We start from the raw sequence: 21,757 nt of genomic DNA on the forward strand, positions 1-21,757 counted from the left end.
GACTCGTCGGCTTTAGTGTTCGTGGTCTTTGCTTTTGATCAGATCGACAAATTGCGCCAGCTCCGCGATGTGCGCGTCGATGTCGCGTTTCTGCGCTTCCAAATGGCGGATGCGATCCATGCAGCGCTCCAGCGTCACCTGGCGCTGCACGCGCCGGCCATCGCCGAGATCGTAGAGATCGATCATCTCCTTGATCTCGCCCAGGCTGAAACCGACCCGCTTGCCACGCAGGATCCAGGCCAGCCGCGCGCGGTCGCGGTGCGTGTAGATGCGCTGGGTGCCGCGCCGCTCGGGGGCAATCAGACCCTCGTCCTCGTAGAAGCGTAGCGCACGAGGGGTCACGCCAAATTCGGCGCACAGGTCGGAAATAGAGAAGGCGTCGCGATCGGGACGCGGTTCGATCGGCGCCAGGGCCTCGATCGGAGCGGCAGCAGCGGTCATGCTGCTCTTGTAGTTTCCCTTTACGTGAACGTCAAGTGCGAACCTAGTTCTTCGGGGGTCTGGCGTCGCCATTGAAACGGACGCGAACGATGTCCTCATGGAGCAGCGTGTCGCGGACATCGAGCTCCGCTGCCTCGGCGGCGGACAGCCCATCGCTCGCAAGCCGGTTAGCGATGGCGCTGTTGACGGCATTCGCCCTTCGTAGCTGCCGCGCTTCTTTACGGGTGAGCTGACCGCTGCGTTCACCGGCCCGAATCTCGCTGCGCGCGGTACGGGGCTGCACGGGAAGATGGATACCGCGCCCGGCGAAGCTGCCGCCGGCGCTCGAGGGCACGGGGCCGCCCCAGATCTGGGCGGAGGCGGGAAATGCAGCCACAAGGCAGGCGGCGCTTGCAAGGAACAGAATACGCAACGGCGCTCTCCTCACAGGTCTGCCGGTCGGTCTCGGCAGTCATGGGAGATGCTATCACATGCAGCCGCCGCGTCTACGCTCCGCAAAGCGCTTGGCCATCGGCATCGCGCATCGCCTGCGCCTCGGGAAGCGACTCGCCCAAGCGCGCGAACTGCGCTCCGGCCAGCGCGGCGCGGCCGGTGCAGAGCCGCGCGCAGGCCTTCGGCAAGGCACCCGGCAACGCGAGGTGCTCCCCATCATAGCGCGCAGCAAAGCGGCAGCCGCCGTCGGATCCGAGGGTCAGGATGAGCCCCTCCCCGTCCCGGCGTACCGATCCGGTTGCGCGGCAGCCATTGCCCTCGCCATAGTCGATGACGATGCCGATCCGATGCGTGGCCGCCGCGGCCACGATGCACAGCCGGTCCGGCCCGCGTGCATAGGCGCCGGCGATGTTCGCGTCCTTCGGATCACGCACCAGGCCGCGCTCGATCGCAGCGGTTTCCAAATCGACGGCGACATCGGCAGAGGGCGCAGGCGCAGGCCCCCCGCACCCGGCGAGCCCCAGCAGCAGCACCGGTCCGGCCAGCTTCATGCGTCGCGCACCAGCGCTCCATTCTCGATCCGGCGGTAGAAGCAACTCGGCGCACCGGTGTGACAGGCGGGGCCGTGCGGCTCGACCCGCAGCCACAGCGCGTCCTGGTCGCAATCGATCCGCATCTCGACGACGTGGAGGAAGTGACCCGAGGTCTCGCCTTTCGTCCAAAGCCGCCCGCGGCTCCGCGACCAGAAGGTGGCCTTGCCGGTGTCCAGCGTCATCGCCAGCGCCTCGGCATTCATATGCGCCAGCATCAGCACCTCGCCGGTGCCGGCATGGGTGGCGACGGCGGTGATCAGGCCGTTGGCATCATATTTCGGGTCGAGCGTGGCGCCCGTTTCGCGGAAGTTGGTCACCCGGTCCCTCTAGCGGTATCGGTCGAGCGCGTCACGGTAGATGCGCAACCCGCCGTATGTCACCGGCCGTGGTGGATCAATGCTTCCGGATCGCCTCGATCAGCGTGTCCTTGTCCATCTTCGATCGTCCCTCGATGCCGATCTCCCGCGCCTCGTCGTAGAGGTCCGCCTTGGTCCGGTCCTCCAGCCGTCCGTCGCCCGAATCGAGGCTGCCGTTCGCCTGCGCGTTGGCGATCCGGGCCGCCTTTTCCTTTGAGGCGCCCTCGTCCCGTAGCTTCTCGTACAGATCGTCGTTCTTGATCTGCGCGCCGTGGTCCTTCGCCATGATCGCTCTCCTTTCTCAGGGGGTTAACCTGCAAAAAGCGTAAACGGTCCTTTTCCCTGTTACAGACCGGAGACAAAGCAGGATGAAGCGCCTATATGCCCGCCCATCGTCCCCGTTCCCCCCGAGGGCCAATGCTTACCACACACCCGTTCGATGACGACAAGCTGCGCGAAGAGTGCGGCGTATTCGGCGTTTTCAACAGCGAAGGCGCGGCCGCGATGGTCGCGCTCGGACTGCACGCACTCCAGCACCGCGGCCAGGAGGCAGCGGGCATAACCAGCTGGGACGGCCATCAGTTCCACACCCATCGCGCCATGGGCCATGTCGCCGGCAATTTCGACCGCGACGACGTGATCCGTTCGCTCCCCGGACTGTCGGCCTGCGGCCATGTGCGCTATGCCACCACCGGCGGCTCGGCGATCCGCAACGTCCAGCCGCTCTATGCCGAGCTGGCCAGCGGCGGCTTTGCGATCGCGCATAACGGCAACATCTCGAACGCGATGCGGCTGCGGCGCGACCTCGTCCGCCGCGGCGCGATCTTCCAGTCGACCTCGGATACCGAGGTGATCATCCACCTCGTCGCCACCTCGCAATATCGCACGCTGATCGACCGGTTCATCGATGCGCTCAAGCAGGTCGAGGGCGCCTATTCGCTGATCGTGATGACGCCCGAAGGCATGATCGCCTGCCGTGATCCGCTCGGCATCCGCCCGCTGGTGATGGGCAAACTCGGCGATTCGCTGATCTTTGCCTCGGAGACGGTCGCGCTAGACGTGGTCGGCGCGGAATATGTCCGCGATGTCGAGCCGGGCGAACTGGTGATCGTGAAGGGCAATGGCGAGCTGTCGAGCCACAAGCCGTTCGCGCCGCAGGCCGCGCGGCCGTGCATCTTCGAATATGTCTATTTCTCGCGCCCCGACTCGATCAGCGACAGCCGCTCGGTCTATTCGGTGCGCAAGGCGATCGGCGCGCAGCTGGCGATCGAATCGCCGGTCGAGGCCGATCTGGTCGTGCCGGTGCCCGACTCGGGCGTGCCGGCAGCGATCGGCTATGCCCAGCAATCGGGCATTCCTTTCGAGCTGGGCATCATCCGCTCGCACTATGTCGGCCGCACCTTCATCCAGCCGGGCGACAAGGTCCGCCACCTGGGCGTCAAGCTGAAGCACAACGCCAATCGCGAGCTGATCGCCGGCAAGCGCATCGTGCTGATCGACGACTCGATCGTGCGCGGCACCACCAGCCTCAAGATCGTGCAGATGATGCACGAGGCGGGCGCCAAGGAAGTGCATATGCGCATTGCCTCGCCGCCGACGCGGCACAGCTGCTTCTACGGCGTCGACACGCCCGAGCGCGCCAAGCTGCTCGCCGCCAAGCTGGACGTGGACGGGATGACCGACTTCATCCATGCCGACAGCCTCGCCTTCGTCTCGATCGACGGCCTGTACAAGGCGCTGGGCGAGGCGCGTCGCGCGGACATCCATCCGAAATATTGCGACGCTTGCTTTACCGGCGACTATCCGACGACGCTGACCGACCAGGACGAGTTGGCGCCGCCGCCGGACCAGCTGGCGCTGCTCGCCGAGAAGGTCGGCTGAGCCGGTGAGCGACGGATCGCTGGCGGGACAGACCGCCCTCGTAACCGGCGCCAGCCGCGGCATCGGCGCGGCGACCGCGATCGCGCTGGGCGCGGCCGGCGCGCACGTGATCCTTACCGCGCGCACCGCGGGGGGGCTGGAGGAGGTGGAGGACGCCATCTTCCAGGCCGGCGGCAGCGCAACGATCGCACCGCTCGACCTTGCCGAGCATGATGCGATCGCACGACTCGCCGGTGCGATCGGCGAGCGCTGGCCGGTGCTCGACATGCTGGTGCTCAATGCCGGCATGCTCGGCACGCTGAGCGCGATCAATGCGATCGACTTCGCCGAATTCGCCAAGGTGCTGACGCTCAACGTCGCCGCGCAGGGCGCGATGCTGGCCGCGTTCGATCCGATGCTCCGCAAGGCACCCGGCGCGCGGGTGCTGGGCATCACCTCCAGCGTCGGCCGCACCCCCCGTGCCTATTGGGGCGTCTATGGCGCGTCCAAGGCGGCGTTCGAGAATCTGCTGCTCAGCTATGGGCAGGAACTGGAGAATGTCAGCCAGGTTCGGGTGGGCATCGTCGATCCGGGTGCCACGCGCACCAAGATGCGCGCGCGCGCCTTTCCGGGCGAGGATCCGGCGACGGTGAAGGCGCCCGAAGTCGTGGCCGAGCGGATCGTCGCGCTGATGGCCGCCGGATTCGCGCGCGGCCATTTCGAGCGGGTCGGCTGACGGCCTAGTTTTCGTCCTCGCCGTCCCTGGCGGCGGGGCTTGGTGCCGGGGCGGGCCTGACGCAGGCGCAGCGGGCGCTCGCCGGTCGGCGCGGCGGCGCGGTCGTTGCGAACTCGGTGCGGGTAAGCGTACCCGATTTGTCACCATCGGCGCCGGTGAACTTCGCGACGGACTTGGCCGCCCATTCCTCGAAGCTCAGCCGACCGTCGCCATTGGCGTCGAGCTTGGCGAACGCCTTGCGGCGCGCAGCGAAATATTCGTCGCGGCTCACCGTGTCATCGCGATCCTTGTCATAGCGATCGAAGCGCTTCCGCTCGCGGGTCTTGGCGTCGGCCTCGGGAGCTTTGCCTGGCAAGGGCGTCACCGCGCCCGCCGCTTTCACCGGCGCCGGTGGCAACACCGCCGCGAGCGGCGTTGGCGCCGGCCCATGCCCGAACAGCAGAAATCCCCCGAACGCCAGCAACAGCGCCGCGCCGGCGCCCACCGCATATCGCCACATGCCAAGCTCCCCCCGGAACGTCGGCCTTTCCTACACCTTCAAGGGGATGCAGCCAAGCCTTACCGTCCGCTGAGGCGGTGCCACAGCAACCGGGCCACGCGGCGCGGGGCGCCGATCGGCAGCGGCGAATCGACCGGCTCGCGCAAATCCATCCGCGCCCGATGCGCAAGTGCGCCCAGCGCCCGCCCGTTTCGGCTCCATCGCACGGCCAGAGCCTGGGCGAGTCTCGGCGCAGCGGCGCTGCGCGCCGCGTCCGCTTCCGCGCCGTCACCGAGATGGCGGGCAAGATCGGCCAGCGCCCAGCCTTCGCCGCCCAGCGTCAGCGGATCGCCGGCCGCGCCCAGCGCGGCGCCGGCTGCGGCGAACAGGGCACCCCTCCCCGCCCCATAGCGGGCGAGCGCCAGCCCATCCAGCGCCTCTTCCTCGACCAGCACTTCCCAGCCATGGACGATCGGCACCAGCGACGCGCCGGTCACGCCACGCGGCAGCACGTCCGTCGCCAACCCGCGCAGCACCGGCTCGGCGGGCGGCGGCGCAGTGTCGAGCTTGGCCAGCGCTTCGCGCCACCAGGCGAGCCGCAGCTGGCCGACCGCAGGTTGGCTGGTGGTGCGCAGCAGCTGCGCCAGCGCCTCGTCGAGCGCCAGCAGCGCGGAAAGGGACGCGCGTCCGTCGGCCGGCGCGTAGGAGAGGATCAACGCCCGTTCAGGATCCTCGGGCAACGCCCGGTCGGGATCCTGGGACAGCGTGTTTAGCGAAGCGTTCACCCGTTCCCTCTATGGCCGGAGGATCGGCGAAGGAAGAGCCAGGACTTCCTCGCCCAAGGGTTTCGAACGATCGCCATGCGCAAAACGGTTCTAGAGCGGTTTCAGCGATGCTTTCCCGGTCCGCGCGACGGGGCGAGCCTGCTTGCCCGACTTCGCCGCAACCGGGCCGGCAACGTGCTGGCGATGATGGCGATCGCGCTGATCCCGCTGTTGTTCATCGCCGGTTCGGCGGTCGATACCGCCCGGCTTTACCTGGTGAAGAACCGGCTGCAGCAGGCCTGCGACGCGGGCGCGCTGGCCGGGCGGCGTTTCATGGTTTCGACGAGCGCGACGACGCTGGACGCAACGGCGACTACGCAGGCAAACGCCTTTTTCAGTAACAATTTCAAGCTTGGCTTGTTCGGCACCACTTCGGTCAGTTTCACCCCTTCCAAAACCAGCGAGAATCAGGTCGCCGGCATCGCCACCGCCAGGGTACCGATGACGCTCACCGGCATGATGGGCTTCGGCGATCAGGCGCTCACGGTGACCTGCGAGGCGCGGTACGACGTGGCGGACACGGACATCATGTTCGTGCTGGATACCACCGGATCCATGGCGTGCCTCAGTTCCGAGACCTCGGGCTGCAACCAGGGCGTCAACCCCTATGTTCGGCCCGACGTGGCCGGCGCGCCCGGCTATGGCGGCACCCCCGGCTACTACACCGTGGAGAAGACCGGCTCCAAGCTTTCCGGTCTGCGACAGGCGGTGCTCAGCTTCTACGACACGCTGGCCGCCGCAGTCGATCCGACGACGCACCTCCGCTACGGCTTCGTCACCTACACCTCCACCGTGAACGCGGGCTATGCCGTGACCGCGCTCAACCCCGGCTACCTCGTCGACAGCTGGACCTATAACAGCCGCAGGATCGTCGACACCAACAACGGCAAGGCGACGACGAACACCATCACCTCCACCGCCGAGGCGACGTGCAACGCCAAGGCGGGGCGTAGCCCGGCCGCCGGCTATGGCAGCGACGGTACCGCTACCGTTACGACCGTGACCTGGTCGTCGAACAGCAACGGCACCTGCACGGTCAAGAGCCAGCCGGTCAAACGGACGTGGAGCTACGAGCCCGTTCGCTATGACACCAGCCAGTTCAAGCTTGGCGTTGCGGTTTCCGATCCCTCGAAGATCGACGGATCGACCTCGAAGTGGCAGGGCTGCATCGAGGAACGCAAGACGGACGCCGTCAGCAGCTTCAACTATTCCAGCCTGCCCGCCGATCTGGACCCGGACCGGGTGCCGATCGACGACGACACGCGGTGGCGGCCGATGTGGCCGGACGTGGTCTATTATCGCGGTAACAAGAGCAGCGCGACCAACTGGGGCAACAGTGCCAACCCGCCGGGCGACAGCACCAGCACCAATGCGCTCACCCAATATACCGCGCTGGCCCTCGCCGACACCATGTCCAAGGGCTATGTCTCCTGCGGCAAGCCGGTGCAGCGCCTGGCGGTGATGACCAAGGCCGAGGTGAACAGCTACATCACCGCCAGCGACTTCGTGCCGCAGGGCGGCACCTATCACGATACCGGCATGATCTGGGGTACGCGGCTGCTCTCCCCCACCGGTCTGTTCGCGGGGGATACGGCGGCGTGGCCGGGCCGCAATCCGCCCAAGCGCTACATCGTGTTCATGACCGATGGCGACATGGCGCCCAACATGTGCCTGTACGGAATGTACGGCATCGAGAATTACGATCACCGCGTAACGAGTGCGAGCTATCAGTCCGATTGTTCGAACAGCTCCCAGCTCGACAACCACAATGCCCGCTTCCTGGCCGCCTGCGCCGCTGCCAAGGCGCGCAACATCTCGATCTTCGTGGTCGGTTTCGGGCAGACGCTCACCAGCCAGCTGACCCAGTGCGCCTCGCCCGGCCAGGCCTTCTACGCCGCCGACAACACGTCGCTGACCGCGGCCTTCCAGACCATCGCCAAGCGCGTGGCCCTGCTGCGGATAAGCCGATGAAGCGCACGTTGCTTTGCGACGAACGCGGCGCGACGCTTGTGGAGTTCGCCATTCTGCTGCCCGTGCTGCTGGCGCTGCTGATGGGGCTGATGGACCTTTGCTACCAAGCCTATGTCCAGGCCGTATTGGAGGGTGCGGTGCAGAAGGCGGCACGCGATGCAACCATCGAGGCAGCCGATACGACAACCATCGACACGCGCGTCACCAACACTATCCGACAGGTCGCCGGCAAGGCGACCGTCATCCCCAGCCGGCTGTTCTACGCCAGCTTCAGCCTGATCAAGCCCGAGGCATTCGAGGACAAGAACAGCAACGGCAAATATGATGCGGGTGAGTGTTTCTACGACGTCAACGACAACGATCAATGGGATCTCGACCCCGGCCGCGCCGGCCAGGGCGGCGCCAGCGATGTCACGATCTACCGCGTCTCGGTCCGCTACACGCGGCTCTTCCCGCTTGCGGGACTGCTCGGCTGGAGCAGCCAGGTCGTGCTGAACGCCTCCACCCGCTTTAAGAACCAGCCCTATGGCGCGCAATCGATCCCGGAGGTGCGCAAGCTGTGCAAATAAGCGCGCCCGCCCTGCTCCGCCGCCTGGGGGCCGCGCGCTCCGGCGCAGCGCTGCTGGAGTTCGCGCTCGGATTGCCGATCGTGCTGACCGCCGGTCTATGGGCGGTGGAACTGACCAACTTCGCGATCACCAACCAGCGGCTCAGCCAGATCGCACTCGCGCTGGCGGACAATGCCAGCCGTGTCGGCCTGTTCAGCGGTACCGGCGTCACCCAGCTGCGCGAGGTGGACATCAACGACGTGCTGCTCGCCGCCAAGCAGCAGGGCACGCCCTTCCATCTCACTACCAACGGGCGCATCACCCTCTCCAGCCTGGAGAACAGCGGCGGTACCCAGCGTATCCATTGGCAGCGATGCATGGGCGCCAAGGGGGGTGCCACCTATGACTCGCATTACGGCAAGACGGTGAAGGCCGACGGCGTCACCTATGACCCGACGGCTGGCGTGAACACGGCTTCCAGCGGCGACAACAGCGCGCAACATCCGGGCACTCTTGCACCCAACGGCATGGGCGAGAACGGCGCACAGGTGAACGCACCAGTCGACTCCGGCGTCATGTTCGTCGAGATCAACTATCTCTACACGCCGCTGGTGGGCAAAGGCTGGTTCACCGATACCAAGACGCTGCGCTATGTCGCGTCCTTCGTGGTACGCGACAACCGCGACTACACGCAGGTCTATAATCCCGAGACGACGACCAACCGCTCCACCTGCGACCAGTACGGCGCCTGACGAAAAAGGCCCGCCCGACGGGACGTCGGACGGGCCGGTTTTCCGCTGGCAAGCAGAAGATCAGCGATAGGTGACCTTCTTCACCACGGCGACCACCTTGTCGGCGTTCACCAAAGCGAGCTTCTCCAGGTTCGCGGCATAGGGCAGCGGCACGTCCTCGTTGGTCACGCGCAGTACCGGCGCGTCGAGGTCGTCAAAGCCCTCTTCCATCACGAACGCGGCGACTTCCGACGCGATCGAGCAGACCGGCCAGCCTTCCTCGACCACCACGATGCGGTTGGTCTTCTTCAGGCTCTCCAGCACCGTCTGCTTGTCGAGCGGGCGCAGCGTGCGCAGGTCGATCACCTCGGCGTCGATGCCCTCGCCCGCCAGCTTCTCGGCGGCTTCGAGCGCAACGCCCACGCCGATCGAGTAGCTGACCAGCGTCACGTCCTTGCCCTCGCGCATGATCCGGGCCTTGCCGATCGGCAGGACATAATCGTCGAGCTTCGGCACGTCGAAGCTGCGGCCGTACATCAGCTCGTTCTCGAGGAACACGACCGGGTCTTCCGAGCGGATCGCCGCCTTGAGCAGACCCTTGGCATCGGCCGAATCATACGGCGCGATCACGATCAGGCCGGGGACGCTGGCGTACCACGGGCCATAGTTCTGGCTGTGCTGCGCGCCGACGCGGCTGGCCGCGCCGTTCGGACCGCGGAACACGATCGGGCAGCGCATCTGGCCGCCGGACATGTAGTTGGTCTTGGCCGCCGAGTTGATGATGTGGTCGATCGCCTGCATGGCGAAGTTGAACGTCATGAACTCGATGATCGGCTTGAGGCCGCCCATCGCCGCACCGGTGCCGACGCCGGCAAAGCCGTATTCGGTGATCGGCGTGTCGATAACGCGCTTGGGGCCGAATTCGTCGAGCAGGCCCTGGGTCACCTTGTAGGCGCCCTGATACTCGGCGACTTCCTCGCCCATCACGAAGATGCGCGGATCGCTCCGCATCTCCTCGGCCATCGCGTCGCGCAGCGCTTCGCGGACCGTCGTCTTCACCATTTCGGTGCCGGCGGGCACGGCGGGGTCGGCCGGGCGGGTCTTCTCGACCGCGGCAGTCAGCTGCGCGGTGCCGGTTTCCGGGGCCTGGTCGGCCGGCGGCGGGGTCGGCTCGGTCTGCTGGCTGGCAGGCTGCGGAGCGGCCGGTGCGGCAGCGGAGGATGCATCCTCGCCCTCGCCCGCGATCATCGCGATCACGGTGCCGACCTTCACGTTATCCGTGCCCTCGGTTACCAGGATCTTGGCGATCGTGCCTTCGTCGACGGCCTCGAATTCCATCGTCGCCTTGTCGGTCTCGATCTCGGCGAGGATGTCGCCGGACTTCACGACATCGCCTTCCTTGACGAGCCACTTGGCGAGCGTGCCCTCTTCCATGGTCGGCGAGAGCGCCGGCATCTTGAGTTCGATCGCCATCTCAGTAGGTCTCCACCAGTACGTCGGTATAGAGTTCGGCCGGATCGGGCTCCGGCGTCTGTTCGGCGAAGTCCGCCGATTCGTTCACGATCTTGCGGATCTCGGCCTCGAGCGGCTTCAGCTGCTCTTCGGTCACGCCCATGATCTCGAGCTCGCGCTTCACCGCCTCGATCGGGTCCGACTTGTCGCGAACCGACTGGACTTCCTCGCGGCTGCGATATTTGGCCGGATCGGACATCGAGTGGCCGCGATAGCGATAGGTCTTCATCTCGAGGATGATCGGGCCCTTGCCGGCGCGCACCCAGGCGAGCGCTTCCTCGGCCGCACCGCGGCAGGCGAGCACGTCCATGCCGTCCACCTGGATGCCGGGGATGCGGAAGCTCTCGCCGCGCTTGTACAGCTGGTCCTCGGCCGAGGAGCGGTTGACGCTGGTGCCCATGGCATACTGGTTGTTCTCGATCACGTAGATGATCGGGAGCTTCCACAGCTCGGCCATGTTGAACGATTCGTACACCTGGCCCTGGTTCGCGGCGCCGTCGCCGAAATAGGCCATGGCGACGCCGCCATCCTCGTTATACTTGTGCGCGAAGGCGAGGCCCGTGCCGAGCGAGACCTGGGCGCCGACGATGCCGTGGCCACCGTAGAACTTCTTTTCGGTCGAGAACATGTGCATCGAGCCGCCCTTGCCGCGCGAGATACCCGCGCCGCGGCCGGTCAGCTCGGCCATGATCACCTTGGGGTCGATGCCATAGGCGAGCATGTGGCCATGGTCGCGATAGCCGGTAATCACCGAGTCCTTCTCGCCATCCAGCGCCGACTGCAGGCCGACCGCCACGGCTTCCTGGCCGATGTACAGGTGGCAGAAGCCGCCGATGAAGCCGAGGCCGTAGAGCTGGCCCGCCTTCTCTTCGAAGCGGCGGATCAGCAGCATCTGGCGGTAGAATTCGAGCAGCTGTTCCTTCGAGGCCTTGAACCGTTCCGGTTCGCTGGGCCGCTCGCGATTCGGTACGGCGGGTGGGGTCGGTGCGTTGCGTGCCGGTGCTTTGGCCACGATCAGATATTCCTCATCCGGGGAGGGGAAAGGCGGGTGCCTATACGCGCGTTTTCGCAAGGCTTGCAACCAACGCGCGGGTTCGGACCACGTTCATCCGCCCTAAGGCGCTCCGCCGTAGCTGGCAACTGCCCCTACGGCATCACTTCTTGTCGTCGAGCGGGATGATCACTTCGTCGGGGCGGACGACGTTGAGCTGCTTGCGGGCAAGCTCGTCGACCATGTCGGGATCGGCGCCGCGCTTCGGGTCGAGCAGGTCGACTCGATTCTTGAGCTCGGCACGCTTCTTCTCCAGCAGCGCATATTCGCGCTGCTTGGCGGCAAGCTCGTGCCGCACTTCCTTGGCGGCGACGATCCCGTTGGGCCCCAGAACCGCGTTATAGGCGAAGAAGCCGATGGCGATCAGCGCCGCGGCGGGAAGCCCCGCGCGGCGCAGCAGCGTGGACATGGGCGAAGCGCGCTTCATGCCCGTGTTTTTCGCTGATCGATCGGCGCTTAGCAAGATTGCGGTTCCTACTGAGGGTCAGGCGCGGCGCAGCACCGAACGGCCGGCATAGACCGCCGCGTCGCCCAGCTCTTCCTCGATGCGGATCAGCTGGTTGTACTTGGCGAGCCGGTCCGAGCGCGCGAGGCTGCCGGTCTTGATCTGGCCGCAGTTGGTGGCGACTGCGAGATCGGCGATCGTCGCGTCCTCGGTCTCGCCTGAACGATGCGACATGACCGCGGTGTAGGACGAGCGCTGGGCGAGGCTGACGGCCTCCAGCGTCTCGGTCAGCGTGCCGATCTGGTTGACCTTGACGAGCAGCGAGTTGGCATAGCCGCCCTCGATGCCGCGCTGCAGGCGCTGCGGGTTGGTGACGAACAGATCGTCGCCGACCAGCTGGACCTTGCCGCCCAGCAGGTCGGTCAGCGCCTTCCAGCCTTCCCAATCGTCCTCGGCCATGCCGTCCTCGATCGAGAAGATCGGATAGTCGGCGGCGAGCTTGGCCAGGAACTCGGCGTTCTCGATCGACGAGAGCGTCTTGCCCTCACCCACCATCTTGTAGGCGCCGTCCTTGAAATATTCGGTGGCGGCGCAGTCGAGCGCGAGCATCACGTCGTCGCCGGGCGTGTAGCCGGCGGCCTCGATGCTGCTCATGATGAAGTCGAGCGCTTCGGTGGTCGAGGCGATGTTCGGCGCGAAGCCGCCCTCGTCGCCCACGCCGGTCGCCAGGCCCTTCTCGTGCAGCTTCTTCTTCAGCGTGTGGAAGATTTCCGAACCGCAGCGCACCGCCTCGACGATGTTCTCGGCGCCGACCGGCACGATCATGAATTCCTGGAAGTCGATCGGATTGTCGGCATGCTCGCCGCCGTTGATGATGTTCATCATCGGCACCGGCAGGACGTGCGCGTTGACGCCGCCGACATAGCGATAGAGCGGCAGCCCGCGCGCATCGGCCGCGGCCTTGGCGGCGGCGAGGCTGACGCCGAGGATCGCGTTGGCGCCCAGGCGACCCTTGTTGGCGGTGCCGTCGAGCTCGATCATGGTGCGGTCGAGATCGGCCTGGTCTTCGGCGTCGAGGCCGAGAACTGCCTCGGCAATCTCACCGTTCACCGCATCGACGGCGCCTTCGACGCCCTTGCCGAGCCAGCGGGACTTGTCGCCATCGCGCTTTTCCACGGCCTCATGGGCACCGGTGGAGGCGCCCGAGGGCACGGCGGCGCGGCCGAAGCTGCCATCGTCCAGCAGGACATCCACTTCCACCGTGGGATTGCCACGGCTGTCGAGAATCTGGCGGGCGTGGACGTCGATGATTGCGGTCACGTCATGGTCTCCGTAACATGTCAGGGATGAGGCGCGCGGTGCCTCTAGCGGTTCATGAGGGAACTCGCAAACGGGGCCGTTGTTGTTTCGGCGAGCATGGAGGGTTTTTGATCATGGTAGACGAAACGACCAGCATTTCGGGCGATCCGCTCGCAGGCAATATGGGTGCGACCGGCGCGGCAAGCGGCGGCACCGAGGATGCGGGCACCAAGCGCACCGCGTCGGACACGATTCGCGAGGAAGCGTCGAAATATGCCGACCAGGCGCGGGAGCACATCCTGGGCTTCGCCGGCACCGGCAAGGAACGCGCGACCACGGCGCTCGACGAAGTCGCCGAGATGATGCGGACCGCCGCGGGCGATGTCGATGCCAAGCTCGGCGCGCAATATGGCCAGTATGCCCGCACCGCCGCCGACGGCATCGCCGGCTTCGCGGACTCGCTGCGCGGCAAGGAAGTGAACGAACTGCTCGACGAGGCGACCGAGTTTGTCAAAAAAAGCCCGGCAATCGCGGTCGGCACGGCGGCGGCGCTCGGCTTCGTGCTGGCGCGGGTGATCAAGTCGGGCATCGAGGCTTCGGGCACGACCACCACGAGCGACACCGTTTCCACCCCGACCGGCAATTCGCCGTCGACCGACGACCTGACGGTCGCGCCCGCCGGCTTCGGCGACGGGCCGTCCGTGTCCCCCGGCACCACCCAGAGCTAAGGACGGGCAGCCCAGGGCATGGACGCCCCCCGAACGGAAGACGCCGGTATCGGTGAGCTGATCGGCCAGCTCACCGAAGACGCCAAGGATTATGCCCGCGCCGAAGTCGACTATGTCAAGGCGGTCGCCCAGGCCAAGCTGGCCGAGGTCAAGGGCGCGGCGATCGCCGCCGTCCTTGCGCTCGCCCTCGCTTTGGCCGCGGCGATCGGGCTGGTCGTCGGCGCGATCCTGACGCTGGCGACGCTGGTCGGCCCCGGCTGGGCGACGCTGATCGTCGTGGGCGTCAGCCTAGTCGTAGCGGCGCTGCTCGGCTGGGCGGCGGCGCGTGGCATCCGCAAGGCCATGGGAGCGCAAGCATGACTTTACCCCGCGATCCCGACGCCGCCCGGGCGCGTGCCCGCGCGGCGCGCGACAAGCTAATGGCGACGGTCGGCACGGTTCAGGAACGGCTCAAGCCGCGCAATATCGCGCACGAGGCGATGGAGAATGCCAGGCAGAGCGTCACCACCATCGCGCGCGAAGGCACCGAAGCGGTCCGCGAACGTCCGTGGCTCGCCGCCGCGGTGACCAGCGGGATCGGGCTGGTGCTGGCGCGGGGCTGGATCGTCGACATTTTCCGCAAGGGCAAACACGAAACTGCCGAGCCTGCAAAGGGTTTGGACCACAAAGACAGCAATGCAGAAGGATGACGCCATGAGCACCGAAACCGAGACCGGATCGCGCCTCACCGAAAACCCCGCGCTGCTGCTCGCCGGCGGCGTCACGGTGGGCGTGGTGATCGGCATGCTGCTGCCGCGCTTCGAGCGTGAAAGGGCTGCACTGGAGCCGATCGGCCGCAAGCTTGCCGACGGCGCCGCTGCGGCGGTGCAGGCCGCCAAGGACAGCGGCCGCGAGCAGATCGAATCGCTGATCCCGAACAGCGATGCCACAAAGGAGCGCGTGTCGGCGTTGTTCGGCACGGTGATCGACGCCGCCAAGGACGCGACCGCCAAGCGCTGAGCGGCCTATAAGGGGGTTGAGTGCGATGCTGCAGTGCCGGTAAGGGCTGCGGCATCCCCCCACCCCCAGGAGGCGCAATGAGCAAGCTTCACCTGGTCTTCGGCGGCCGCGTTGCCGATCCGACGACCCTCGATTTCGTCGATCCGTCCAAGCTCGACGTGGTCGGCATCTTTCCCGATTATGCGAGCGCCGAAAAGGCGTGGCGCGCCGCCGCGCAGCGCACCGTCGACGATGCCGAGATGCGCTATGTGGTTGTGCACCTCCACCGCCTGCTCGATCCGGATGTCGAAGCCGGCAAGGCCTGACGTCGGCTTGCCGATCCTCTTTTGAAGGACGGCGATCGCATTGACGAAATGCTCGTCATCCCCGCGAAGGCGGGGATCCATTGGCGCCGGTGTCTCGGCTCTTGCTGCAACGCACAGGCGAATGGATCCCCGCCTTCGCGGGGATGACGGTGGTTTTCCTGATATTTACGTCCGCCCCTTACGGCAGCGGCGCCAGATCCGGCTCCACGAAGCCGCGCCGAGCCGCCACCGAGAACAGTCGCTCCCGGCTGTAGAAGCGCAGGGGCCAGTCGCGTCGGCCCATCGGCGACGCCAGCAAGCCGTTTACCCGCGCCAACAGATCTTCCTCCCGCGCGTCGGCCAGGAACAGACGCACGCCGACGACGTAGCTGCGCGTGATCGTCTCGTGATAGCCGCTGCTATCGTCGTTCACCCCACCGACGCTCTCGTTAAACCGGCGGATGAGCCCGCCGATCTCGGCATCCACATCCACATCGGGCCGCTCGGTCAGCAAATACAGGCACGCCGCAAGATGGGCCTCGTGCGTCCAGTCCGCGCGCTGCAAGGTGCAGGCGAGTAGCCCCTCCCCGATCCGAACGATGGCCGCGGCGCTGGCGAAGCACCGCGGCGGAAGGTCGGCCGGGTCGCTCAGGCGAGCGCCCGCGCTTTGGGCGCGGCAGCGCGCACGCCGGCTTCGACATGATCCTCGAACTGCGCGAAATTCTCGACGAACTGGTCGACCAGCCGCTCCGCCGTCGCGTCATAGTCGGCCTTGTCGGGCCAGGTCGCGCGTGGGTCGAGAGTCGCCGTGTCCACGCCCGGCACCGCCACCGGCACCTCGAAGCCGAAATACGGATCGACGCGAAACTCGGCCGCAGCGAGGCTGCCGTCGAGCGCGGCATTGAGCAGCGCGCGCGTCGCCTTGATCGGCATCCGGTGCCCGATGCCGTACTTGCCGCCGGTCCAGCCGGTATTGACCAGCCAGCAGGCGACATTGCCCTCGGCAATCCGCTTCTTGAGCAGATTGCCATAGACCGAGGGGTGCCGCGGCATGAACGGTGCGCCAAAGCAGGTCGAAAAGGTCGCCTCGGGCTCGGTCACCCCGATCTCGGTGCCCGCCACCCGTGCGGTATAGCCCGAGAGGAAGTGGTACATCGCCTGCTCGGGCGTCAGCCGCGCGATCGGCGGGAGCACGCCGTACGCATCGGCGGTGAGGAAGATCATGTTCTTCGGCACCGGGCCGAGATTGTCCGCCGAGGCGTTGGGGATGAAGTCGATCGGATAGGAGCCGCGGCTGTTCTCGGCGAGGCTCGCATCGTCGAGATCGAGCGCGCGCGTCTCCGGGTCCATCACCACATTCTCCAGCACCGTGCCGAAGCGCCGGGTTGTGGCGAAGATCTCGGGCTCCGCCTCGGGCGAGAGCCGGATCATCTTGGCGTAGCAGCCGCCCTCGAAGTTGAAGACGGCGGTGTCGGACCAGCCATGCTCGTCGTCGCCGATCAGCGTGCGGGCGGCATCGGCGGAAAGCGTCGTCTTGCCGGTGCCCGACAGGCCGAAGAAGATCGCGGTATCGCCCTTGGGCCCGATATTGGCCGAGCAGTGCATCGGCATGATGCCCTGCTCCGGCAGCAGATAGTTGAGCAGGCCGAACACGCTCTTCTTCATCTCGCCGGCATAGGCGGTGCCGCCGATCAGGATCAGCTTGTCGGTGAAGTTCACCGCGATCACCGTCTCGCCGCGGGTGCCGTGGCGCGCGGGATCGGCGCGAAAGCTCGGCAGGTCGATGATCGTGTATTCGGGGACGAAGTCGGCCAGCGCCTCGGCCTCGGGCCGCACCAGCATCGTGCGGATGAACAGATTGTGCCAGGCCAGCTCGTTGATCACCCGCACCCGCACTCGGTGCTCGGGCTGCGAGCCGCCATAGAGGTCCTGTACGAACAGTTCGTCGCGCTTGCCCAGTTCGGCAAGGAAATCGGCCTTGAGCGCGGCGAAATGCGCCGGCGTCATCGCCTGGTTGGTCTTGCCCCACCAGACATTGGTCTCGGTCTCGGCATCCCGGACGATGAACTTGTCCTTCGCCGAGCGTCCGGTATGCTTGCCGGTAGCAACCACCAGCGGGCCTTCTGCGGCCAGGCTGCCCTCACCCCGCCGGATCGCGTGCTCGACCAGCGGCGCGGTAATCAGGTTCCAGTGGAGCACTGCCGACGTGGCAATCCCCTGCTCGCCAAGACCATGGCGCGACTGACGCATGTTCAAACCACCCTCCTCAAACACTGTCGCGCTATTTATATGACAAAGCAGATGATTGCTTTGCAGCGCAACTTTATTTCGAGGTCCTCCCTGACATGGGCGCGGCGAGGGGGTCAATCCGGGTAAGCGTTGTCGGTCGGTTGAGGCGGAAGAAACTTTGGTCTAACGGGTGGAGATGCTGATTTTGCGCCAGCCCCGGGTTGCCGGATGACCGCCACGATCGCGCTGGTCGATGACGACCGCAACATTCTCACCTCGGTGTCGATCGCGCTCCAGACCGAGGGTTTCCTGACCCGCGTCTATTCGGACGGCGAAAGCGCGCTCAAGGCGCTGATCGAGAACCCGCCCGAGCTGGCGGTGCTCGACATCAAGATGCCCAAGATGGACGGGCTGGAGCTGCTCCGCCGCCTGCGCGAGAAGAGCCAGATCCCGGTGATCTTCCTCACCAGCAAGGACGACGAGCTGGACGAGGCGCTGGGCCTGGCCATGGGTGCGGACGACTATATCGCCAAGCCTTTCTCGCAGCGCCTGCTGATCGCCCGCATCCGCGCGATCCTGCGCCGCACCGAACCCGCCCAGCCGGCGGCCGAGGGCGCCGCGCCCGCCGAGCCCGCCGAAGCGCTAGAGCGCGGCCGCCTGAGCATGGACCCGGCGCGCCACAAGGTCACCTGGGGCGGCGTAAACGTCACGCTGACCGTCACCGAATTCCTGATCCTGGAAACGCTCGCCCAGCGCCCGGGCATCGTCAAGACGCGCAACCAGCTGATGGACGCGGCCTATCAGGACGACATCTATGTCGACGACCGCACGATCGACAGCCACATCAAGCGCGTCCGCCGCAAGTTCCGGCAGGTAGATCCGGCGTTCGATGCGATCGAGACGCTGTATGGCGCCGGATACCGCTTCTCGGATGAATGACGAGCGCGACCTGGCGCTGCGATGGTCGGGCCGGGTCAGCCTCACGCCGCGGATACTGGCGGTCAACATCTTCGCGCTGGCGCTGCTGTGCGGCGGCTTCTTCTATCTCGACAGCTATCGCAGCCGGATCGTCGACAGCCGCGTCGAGCAGACCAGCCGCGAGGTGCGGCTGATCGCCCAGGCGCTGGCCTCTGCCACCGACAAGCGGCGCGACCTGCTGGTGCTCAGCCTCGCCCGCGACATGGGCACGCGGATCCGCCTCTATGATCCCCAAGGCAAGCTGCTCAGCGACAGCCGCGAGCTCGGCCTGCGCAACCTGGTGCTGCGCGATCCGGACAAGGATCCGGTGGGCCAGACGATCGCGCGCTTCCTCGACGCGGTGATCGACAAGGTCGCGGGTGCCGACCGCGTGCCGCTCTACCGCGAGCATCCGCGCGATGCCGGGCTCGACTGGCCCGACGTCAAGACTGCGCTGGAGACCCACGCCGCGGCCGCGTCCGTGTGGCGTGCCCCCGATCGCACGCCCGTTATCACCGCCGCGGCGCCGATCACCGGGCTCGGGGTGGTGATGACCGCGTTCAACGCGCGCGACATCACCCAGACGGTGCGGCTCGAGCGGTACCGGCTGGGGGTGGTGCTAGGCATCGTTTCGCTGGTCTCGGTGCTGCTGTCCCTCTTCCTCGCGCGCACCATCGTGCGGCCCTTGCGGCGGCTGGCACTGGCGGCGATTCGGGTGCGGCTCGGCCGCGCGCGTGAGGTCGTGGTGCCCCGCCTGCCCGAACGCCGCGACGAGATCGGCATGCTCGCCCGCGCCCTCTCGGACATGAGCGGCGCCCTGCGCGCGCGGATCGACGCCACCGAAACCTTCGCCGCGGACGTTACGCACGAGCTCAAGAACCCCCTCGCCTCGCTCCGCTCCGCCGTGGAGGGGCTCTCGACCGTCAAGGACCCGGCCTTGCGCGACCAGCTGCTCGACATCGTCCGCGACGACGTCCACCGGCTCGACCGGCTGATCACCGATATCTCGGAAGCGTCGCGCATCGACGCCCAGCTCAGCCGCACCACCTTTGAGGCGTTCAACCTGGGCGACCTGATCGCCGCCCTCATCGGCCAGCGCGAGACGCGCGGCGTGCCCGAGGAGATCCGCCTCCGCTTCGATCGCCCGCGCGGCCAGTCGATGGAAGTGATGGGCGATCCGACCCGGCTCGAGCGCGTGTTCGAGAACCTGATCGAGAACGCCCTGTCCTTCTCGCCCCCCGGCGGGCTGATCGCGATCTCCGCGCAGGAAGAGGACGACACGCTCGCTATCTGGGTGGAGGACGAAGGCCCCGGCGTGCCGGAAGAAGCCCGCGAGGCGATCTTCCGCCGCTTCCACTCGGTCCGCCCCTCCGGCGAAGCGTTCGGCCAGCATTCGGGGCTCGGGCTTGCCATTGCCCGCACCATCGTCGAAGGCCATCAGGGAAGCATAACGGTGGAATCGCGGGAGGATCGATCGCAGGGCGCGCGCTTCGTGGTCCGGCTGCCGCTGGCGGCGCGCGCATGACCGCCCCCGCCGATTCTGCCGTCTATAACGAGAGCAGCATGCAACGGCGTCGCCCCAAACATATCCTGCTCGTCACCGGCATGTCCGGCGCCGGCAAGTCGACCGTACTGCGCACGCTGGAGGATCTCGGCTGGGAGGTGGTGGACAATCTCCCCCTGCTCCTCCTCAACCGGCTGCTCGATACCGCGCCCGGCGCCGATGGCGGCGACGACGAGCGCCCGCTGGCCCTCGGCCTCGGCACCCAGACCCGCGGCTTCGATGCGGAGAGCATCGTCCAGCGCATCAAGAAGCTGCGCGAGGAGCAGGGCCTGGATGTCGGCACGCTGTTCCTCGAATGCACCGGCGCCGAGCTGATCCGCCGCTTCTCCGAGACCCGCCGCCGCCACCCGCTGGCGCAGGATCGCCCCGCCGAGGACGGAATCGCGCGCGAACGCGAGCTGCTCGGCCCCTTGCGTCGCTGGGCCAACCGGCTGATCGACACCAGCGACATGAAGGCCAACCAGCTGTCGCAGACGATCCGCGGGATCTTCTCCGAGGATGGCGGCAAGACCACCTTCAGCGTCACCTCGTTCGGCTTCTCCCGCGGGCTGCCGCGCGACGCCGACCTCGTCCTCGACATGCGCTTCCTGCGCAACCCGCACTGGGACCCGGTGCTTCGTCCCGGCACGGGACTCGACGCCGACGTCTCCGCCTATATCGCCGCCGATCCGGCCTATGACGCCGCCATGGCGCAGATCGAGTCGCTGCTGCTGCTCCTCCTCCCGCGCTACCAGGCGGAGGGGAAGGCCTATGTGACGATCGCGTTCGGCTGCACCGGCGGGCGGCACCGCTCGGTGCATGTCGCCGAGCGGATGGCCGCCCGGTTGCGCGACGAAGGATTTTCGCCCACGGTGACGCACAGAGATTTGCAGACCGCGCCACAGGACTCCCTGGAGGGGGCGCCGGTGTCCATGGCTAGGGGCGGAGAATAGAATGATCGGGTTGGTGCTCGTGACGCACGGACGACTCGCCGAGGAGTTCGTCGTCGCGATGGAACATGTGGTGGGGAAGCAGGAGCAGGTCGCCGCGATCTGCATCGGCCCCGAGGATGACATGGAGGGCCGCCGCGCCGACATCGCCAGCGCCATCGGCGCGGTCGATTCGGGCGAAGGCGTGATCGTGCTGAGCGACCTGTTCGGCGGCACCCCCTCCAATCTCGCCATCTCGCTGATGAAGGCGGGCAAGGTCGAGGTGATCGCCGGCATCAGCCTGCCGATGCTGATCCGCCTCGGCAGCGCCCGGAAGACCATGTCCGTCACCGACGCGGTGCTCGCCGCACGCGACGCCGGCCGCAAGTATGTGACGGTCGCGTCGGAAATGCTGGGGCCGCCGCAATGAGCCGCGTGTCGCGCGCGGTCCTGATCGAGAACCAGCGCGGCCTCCACGCCCGCGCGAGCATGGCGTTCGTCACGCTCGCCAGCACCCAGCCCTGCGAACTGACCGTCGAGAAGGACGGCAATAGCGCCGCCGGCACCTCGATCCTCGACCTGATGATGCTCGGCGCGGCCAAGGGCGACACGATCACGATCTGGGCCGAAGGCGACGGCGCCGAAGGCGCGGTGCAGGCGCTGGTGGCGCTGGTCGAAGCGCGGTTCAACGAGGAGTGATCCCAACTTAAGCCCCTCCCCTTCAGGGGAGGGGTTTGGGGTGGGGCAGTGTCTCACCGAGACCAACGTACGTTCTGGAATCCCTCCACCCCCAACCCCTCCCCTGAAGGGG

Annotated in this window: 28 protein-coding genes; 15 read left to right on the forward strand and 13 right to left on the reverse strand. The window is 66.9% G+C overall.

Going from position 1 to position 21,757, the window contains the following annotated elements:
• Positions 1 to 12: 12 nt before the first annotated feature.
• The 5 genes from S2M10_RS07895 to S2M10_RS07915 form a co-directional block, all read right to left on the reverse strand.
• The gene (locus S2M10_RS07895) at positions 13 to 441 is read right to left on the reverse strand and encodes a MerR family DNA-binding transcriptional regulator (protein WP_168845646.1); all 429 of its coding nucleotides are present in this window, start codon (positions 439 to 441) and stop codon (positions 13 to 15) included.
• 43 nt (positions 442 to 484) lie between these two features.
• On the reverse strand, positions 485 to 853 hold the full coding sequence (locus tag S2M10_RS07900) for a hypothetical protein (protein WP_168845647.1): 369 nt from the start codon (positions 851 to 853) through the stop codon (positions 485 to 487).
• A gap of 73 nt (positions 854 to 926) precedes the next feature.
• Positions 927 to 1,424 carry a hypothetical protein gene (locus S2M10_RS07905; protein ID WP_168845648.1) on the reverse strand — a complete coding sequence of 166 codons (498 nt, stop codon included), beginning with the start codon at positions 1,422 to 1,424 and terminating at the stop codon, positions 927 to 929.
• Positions 1,421 to 1,783 carry a phosphoribosyl-AMP cyclohydrolase gene (hisI, locus tag S2M10_RS07910; protein WP_168845649.1) on the reverse strand — a complete coding sequence of 121 codons (363 nt, stop codon included), beginning with the start codon at positions 1,781 to 1,783 and terminating at the stop codon, positions 1,421 to 1,423. The genes S2M10_RS07905 and hisI overlap by 4 nt, the downstream gene beginning before the upstream one ends.
• Positions 1,784 to 1,859: 76 nt before the next feature.
• Positions 1,860 to 2,108: a Rho termination factor N-terminal domain-containing protein gene (locus tag S2M10_RS07915; RefSeq protein WP_168845650.1), complete on the reverse strand. Its 249-nt coding sequence runs from the start codon at positions 2,106 to 2,108 to the stop codon at positions 1,860 to 1,862.
• A gap of 131 nt (positions 2,109 to 2,239) precedes the next feature.
• Between S2M10_RS07915 and purF the strand changes: the two genes are divergently transcribed.
• Positions 2,240 to 3,703, forward strand: coding sequence for an amidophosphoribosyltransferase (purF, locus tag S2M10_RS07920; RefSeq protein WP_168845651.1), 1,464 nt, complete (start codon positions 2,240 to 2,242; stop codon positions 3,701 to 3,703).
• Between the two features lie 4 nt (positions 3,704 to 3,707).
• A complete protein-coding gene (locus tag S2M10_RS07925; protein WP_168845652.1) occupies positions 3,708 to 4,418 on the forward strand; it encodes an SDR family NAD(P)-dependent oxidoreductase in 711 nt (236 codons plus the stop codon).
• A 4-nt stretch (positions 4,419 to 4,422) separates the two neighbouring features.
• Here the strand turns inward: S2M10_RS07925 and S2M10_RS07930 are convergent, their stop codons facing one another.
• Both S2M10_RS07930 and S2M10_RS07935 read right to left on the reverse strand, forming a co-directional pair.
• On the reverse strand, positions 4,423 to 4,917 hold the full coding sequence (locus S2M10_RS07930; RefSeq protein ID WP_168845653.1) for an EF-hand domain-containing protein: 495 nt from the start codon (positions 4,915 to 4,917) through the stop codon (positions 4,423 to 4,425).
• 59 nt (positions 4,918 to 4,976) lie between these two features.
• The gene (locus S2M10_RS07935; protein ID WP_348770549.1) at positions 4,977 to 5,681 is read right to left on the reverse strand and encodes a squalene/phytoene synthase family protein; all 705 of its coding nucleotides are present in this window, start codon (positions 5,679 to 5,681) and stop codon (positions 4,977 to 4,979) included.
• Between the two features lie 75 nt (positions 5,682 to 5,756).
• Here S2M10_RS07935 and S2M10_RS07940 point away from each other — a divergent pair, with 75 nt between their 5' ends.
• Genes S2M10_RS07940 through S2M10_RS07950 form a run of 3 tightly spaced genes read left to right on the forward strand, consistent with a single transcriptional unit; the run spans position 5,757 to position 8,991 of the window.
• Complete coding sequence (locus S2M10_RS07940; RefSeq protein ID WP_168845654.1) at positions 5,757 to 7,691, forward strand: Tad domain-containing protein; 1,935 nt, start codon at positions 5,757 to 5,759, stop codon at positions 7,689 to 7,691.
• Complete coding sequence (locus tag S2M10_RS07945) at positions 7,688 to 8,260, forward strand: TadE family protein (RefSeq protein WP_168845655.1); 573 nt, start codon at positions 7,688 to 7,690, stop codon at positions 8,258 to 8,260. The genes S2M10_RS07940 and S2M10_RS07945 overlap by 4 nt, the downstream gene beginning before the upstream one ends.
• On the forward strand, positions 8,251 to 8,991 hold the full coding sequence (locus tag S2M10_RS07950) for a histidine kinase (protein WP_168845656.1): 741 nt from the start codon (positions 8,251 to 8,253) through the stop codon (positions 8,989 to 8,991). The genes S2M10_RS07945 and S2M10_RS07950 overlap by 10 nt, the downstream gene beginning before the upstream one ends.
• Positions 8,992 to 9,051: 60 nt before the next feature.
• On the opposite strand, the gene S2M10_RS07955 is transcribed toward S2M10_RS07950, so the two are convergent.
• The 4 genes from S2M10_RS07955 to eno form a co-directional block, all read right to left on the reverse strand.
• The gene (locus S2M10_RS07955; protein ID WP_168845657.1) at positions 9,052 to 10,443 is read right to left on the reverse strand and encodes a pyruvate dehydrogenase complex E1 component subunit beta; all 1,392 of its coding nucleotides are present in this window, start codon (positions 10,441 to 10,443) and stop codon (positions 9,052 to 9,054) included.
• Position 10,444: 1 nt separating this feature from the next.
• Positions 10,445 to 11,494, reverse strand: a complete 1,050-nt coding sequence (pdhA, locus tag S2M10_RS07960; protein WP_168845658.1) for a pyruvate dehydrogenase (acetyl-transferring) E1 component subunit alpha — start codon at positions 11,492 to 11,494, stop codon at positions 10,445 to 10,447.
• 142 nt (positions 11,495 to 11,636) lie between these two features.
• Entirely contained in the window at positions 11,637 to 11,960 is a 324-nt protein-coding gene (locus tag S2M10_RS07965) for a septum formation initiator family protein (RefSeq protein ID WP_168845659.1), read from the reverse strand.
• A 57-nt stretch (positions 11,961 to 12,017) separates the two neighbouring features.
• Entirely contained in the window at positions 12,018 to 13,298 is a 1,281-nt protein-coding gene (gene eno / locus S2M10_RS07970; RefSeq protein WP_168845660.1) for a phosphopyruvate hydratase, read from the reverse strand.
• Between the two features lie 113 nt (positions 13,299 to 13,411).
• Between eno and S2M10_RS07975 the strand changes: the two genes are divergently transcribed.
• The 5 genes from S2M10_RS07975 (at position 13,412) to S2M10_RS07995 (ending at position 15,309) form a co-directional block, all read left to right on the forward strand.
• Positions 13,412 to 14,005, forward strand: a complete 594-nt coding sequence (locus S2M10_RS07975; protein ID WP_168845661.1) for a hypothetical protein — start codon at positions 13,412 to 13,414, stop codon at positions 14,003 to 14,005.
• Between the two features lie 18 nt (positions 14,006 to 14,023).
• Entirely contained in the window at positions 14,024 to 14,365 is a 342-nt protein-coding gene (locus S2M10_RS07980; RefSeq protein WP_168845662.1) for a phage holin family protein, read from the forward strand.
• Positions 14,362 to 14,694 (forward strand): DUF3618 domain-containing protein, encoded by a 333-nt coding sequence (locus tag S2M10_RS07985; protein WP_168845663.1) that lies wholly within the window; start codon positions 14,362 to 14,364, stop codon positions 14,692 to 14,694. The genes S2M10_RS07980 and S2M10_RS07985 overlap by 4 nt, the downstream gene beginning before the upstream one ends.
• Before the next feature lie 4 nt (positions 14,695 to 14,698).
• Positions 14,699 to 15,004 carry a hypothetical protein gene (locus S2M10_RS07990; protein ID WP_168845664.1) on the forward strand — a complete coding sequence of 102 codons (306 nt, stop codon included), beginning with the start codon at positions 14,699 to 14,701 and terminating at the stop codon, positions 15,002 to 15,004.
• 77 nt (positions 15,005 to 15,081) lie between these two features.
• Positions 15,082 to 15,309: a DUF4170 domain-containing protein gene (locus S2M10_RS07995; protein WP_093295174.1), complete on the forward strand. Its 228-nt coding sequence runs from the start codon at positions 15,082 to 15,084 to the stop codon at positions 15,307 to 15,309.
• A 178-nt stretch (positions 15,310 to 15,487) separates the two neighbouring features.
• On the opposite strand, the gene S2M10_RS08000 is transcribed toward S2M10_RS07995, so the two are convergent.
• Positions 15,488 to 15,853 (reverse strand): hypothetical protein, encoded by a 366-nt coding sequence (locus tag S2M10_RS08000; protein ID WP_247650694.1) that lies wholly within the window; start codon positions 15,851 to 15,853, stop codon positions 15,488 to 15,490.
• Positions 15,854 to 15,936: 83 nt separating this feature from the next.
• Positions 15,937 to 17,538: a phosphoenolpyruvate carboxykinase gene (locus S2M10_RS08005; protein ID WP_168845665.1), complete on the reverse strand. Its 1,602-nt coding sequence runs from the start codon at positions 17,536 to 17,538 to the stop codon at positions 15,937 to 15,939.
• A gap of 207 nt (positions 17,539 to 17,745) precedes the next feature.
• On the opposite strand from S2M10_RS08005, the gene S2M10_RS08010 reads away from it, so the two are divergent.
• From S2M10_RS08010 to S2M10_RS08030, 5 genes are read left to right on the forward strand one after another with little or no spacing between them, the layout of a single operon-like run.
• Positions 17,746 to 18,456, forward strand: coding sequence for a response regulator transcription factor (locus tag S2M10_RS08010; protein WP_168845666.1), 711 nt, complete (start codon positions 17,746 to 17,748; stop codon positions 18,454 to 18,456).
• Positions 18,449 to 19,999 carry a stimulus-sensing domain-containing protein gene (locus S2M10_RS08015; protein ID WP_247650695.1) on the forward strand — a complete coding sequence of 517 codons (1,551 nt, stop codon included), beginning with the start codon at positions 18,449 to 18,451 and terminating at the stop codon, positions 19,997 to 19,999. Before S2M10_RS08010 ends, S2M10_RS08015 begins: the two co-directional genes overlap by 8 nt.
• Positions 20,000 to 20,037: 38 nt before the next feature.
• Complete coding sequence (gene rapZ / locus S2M10_RS08020) at positions 20,038 to 20,970, forward strand: RNase adapter RapZ (protein WP_168845675.1); 933 nt, start codon at positions 20,038 to 20,040, stop codon at positions 20,968 to 20,970.
• Position 20,971: 1 nt separating this feature from the next.
• A complete protein-coding gene (locus S2M10_RS08025; RefSeq protein WP_064312096.1) occupies positions 20,972 to 21,376 on the forward strand; it encodes a PTS sugar transporter subunit IIA in 405 nt (134 codons plus the stop codon).
• Entirely contained in the window at positions 21,373 to 21,645 is a 273-nt protein-coding gene (locus S2M10_RS08030) for an HPr family phosphocarrier protein (protein WP_141985319.1), read from the forward strand. The genes S2M10_RS08025 and S2M10_RS08030 overlap by 4 nt, the downstream gene beginning before the upstream one ends.
• Positions 21,646 to 21,757: the final 112 nt, after the last annotated feature.

Source organism: Sphingomonas sp. S2M10 (genome assembly GCF_012650175.1).
Taxonomy (GTDB): domain Bacteria; phylum Pseudomonadota; class Alphaproteobacteria; order Sphingomonadales; family Sphingomonadaceae; genus Sphingomonas.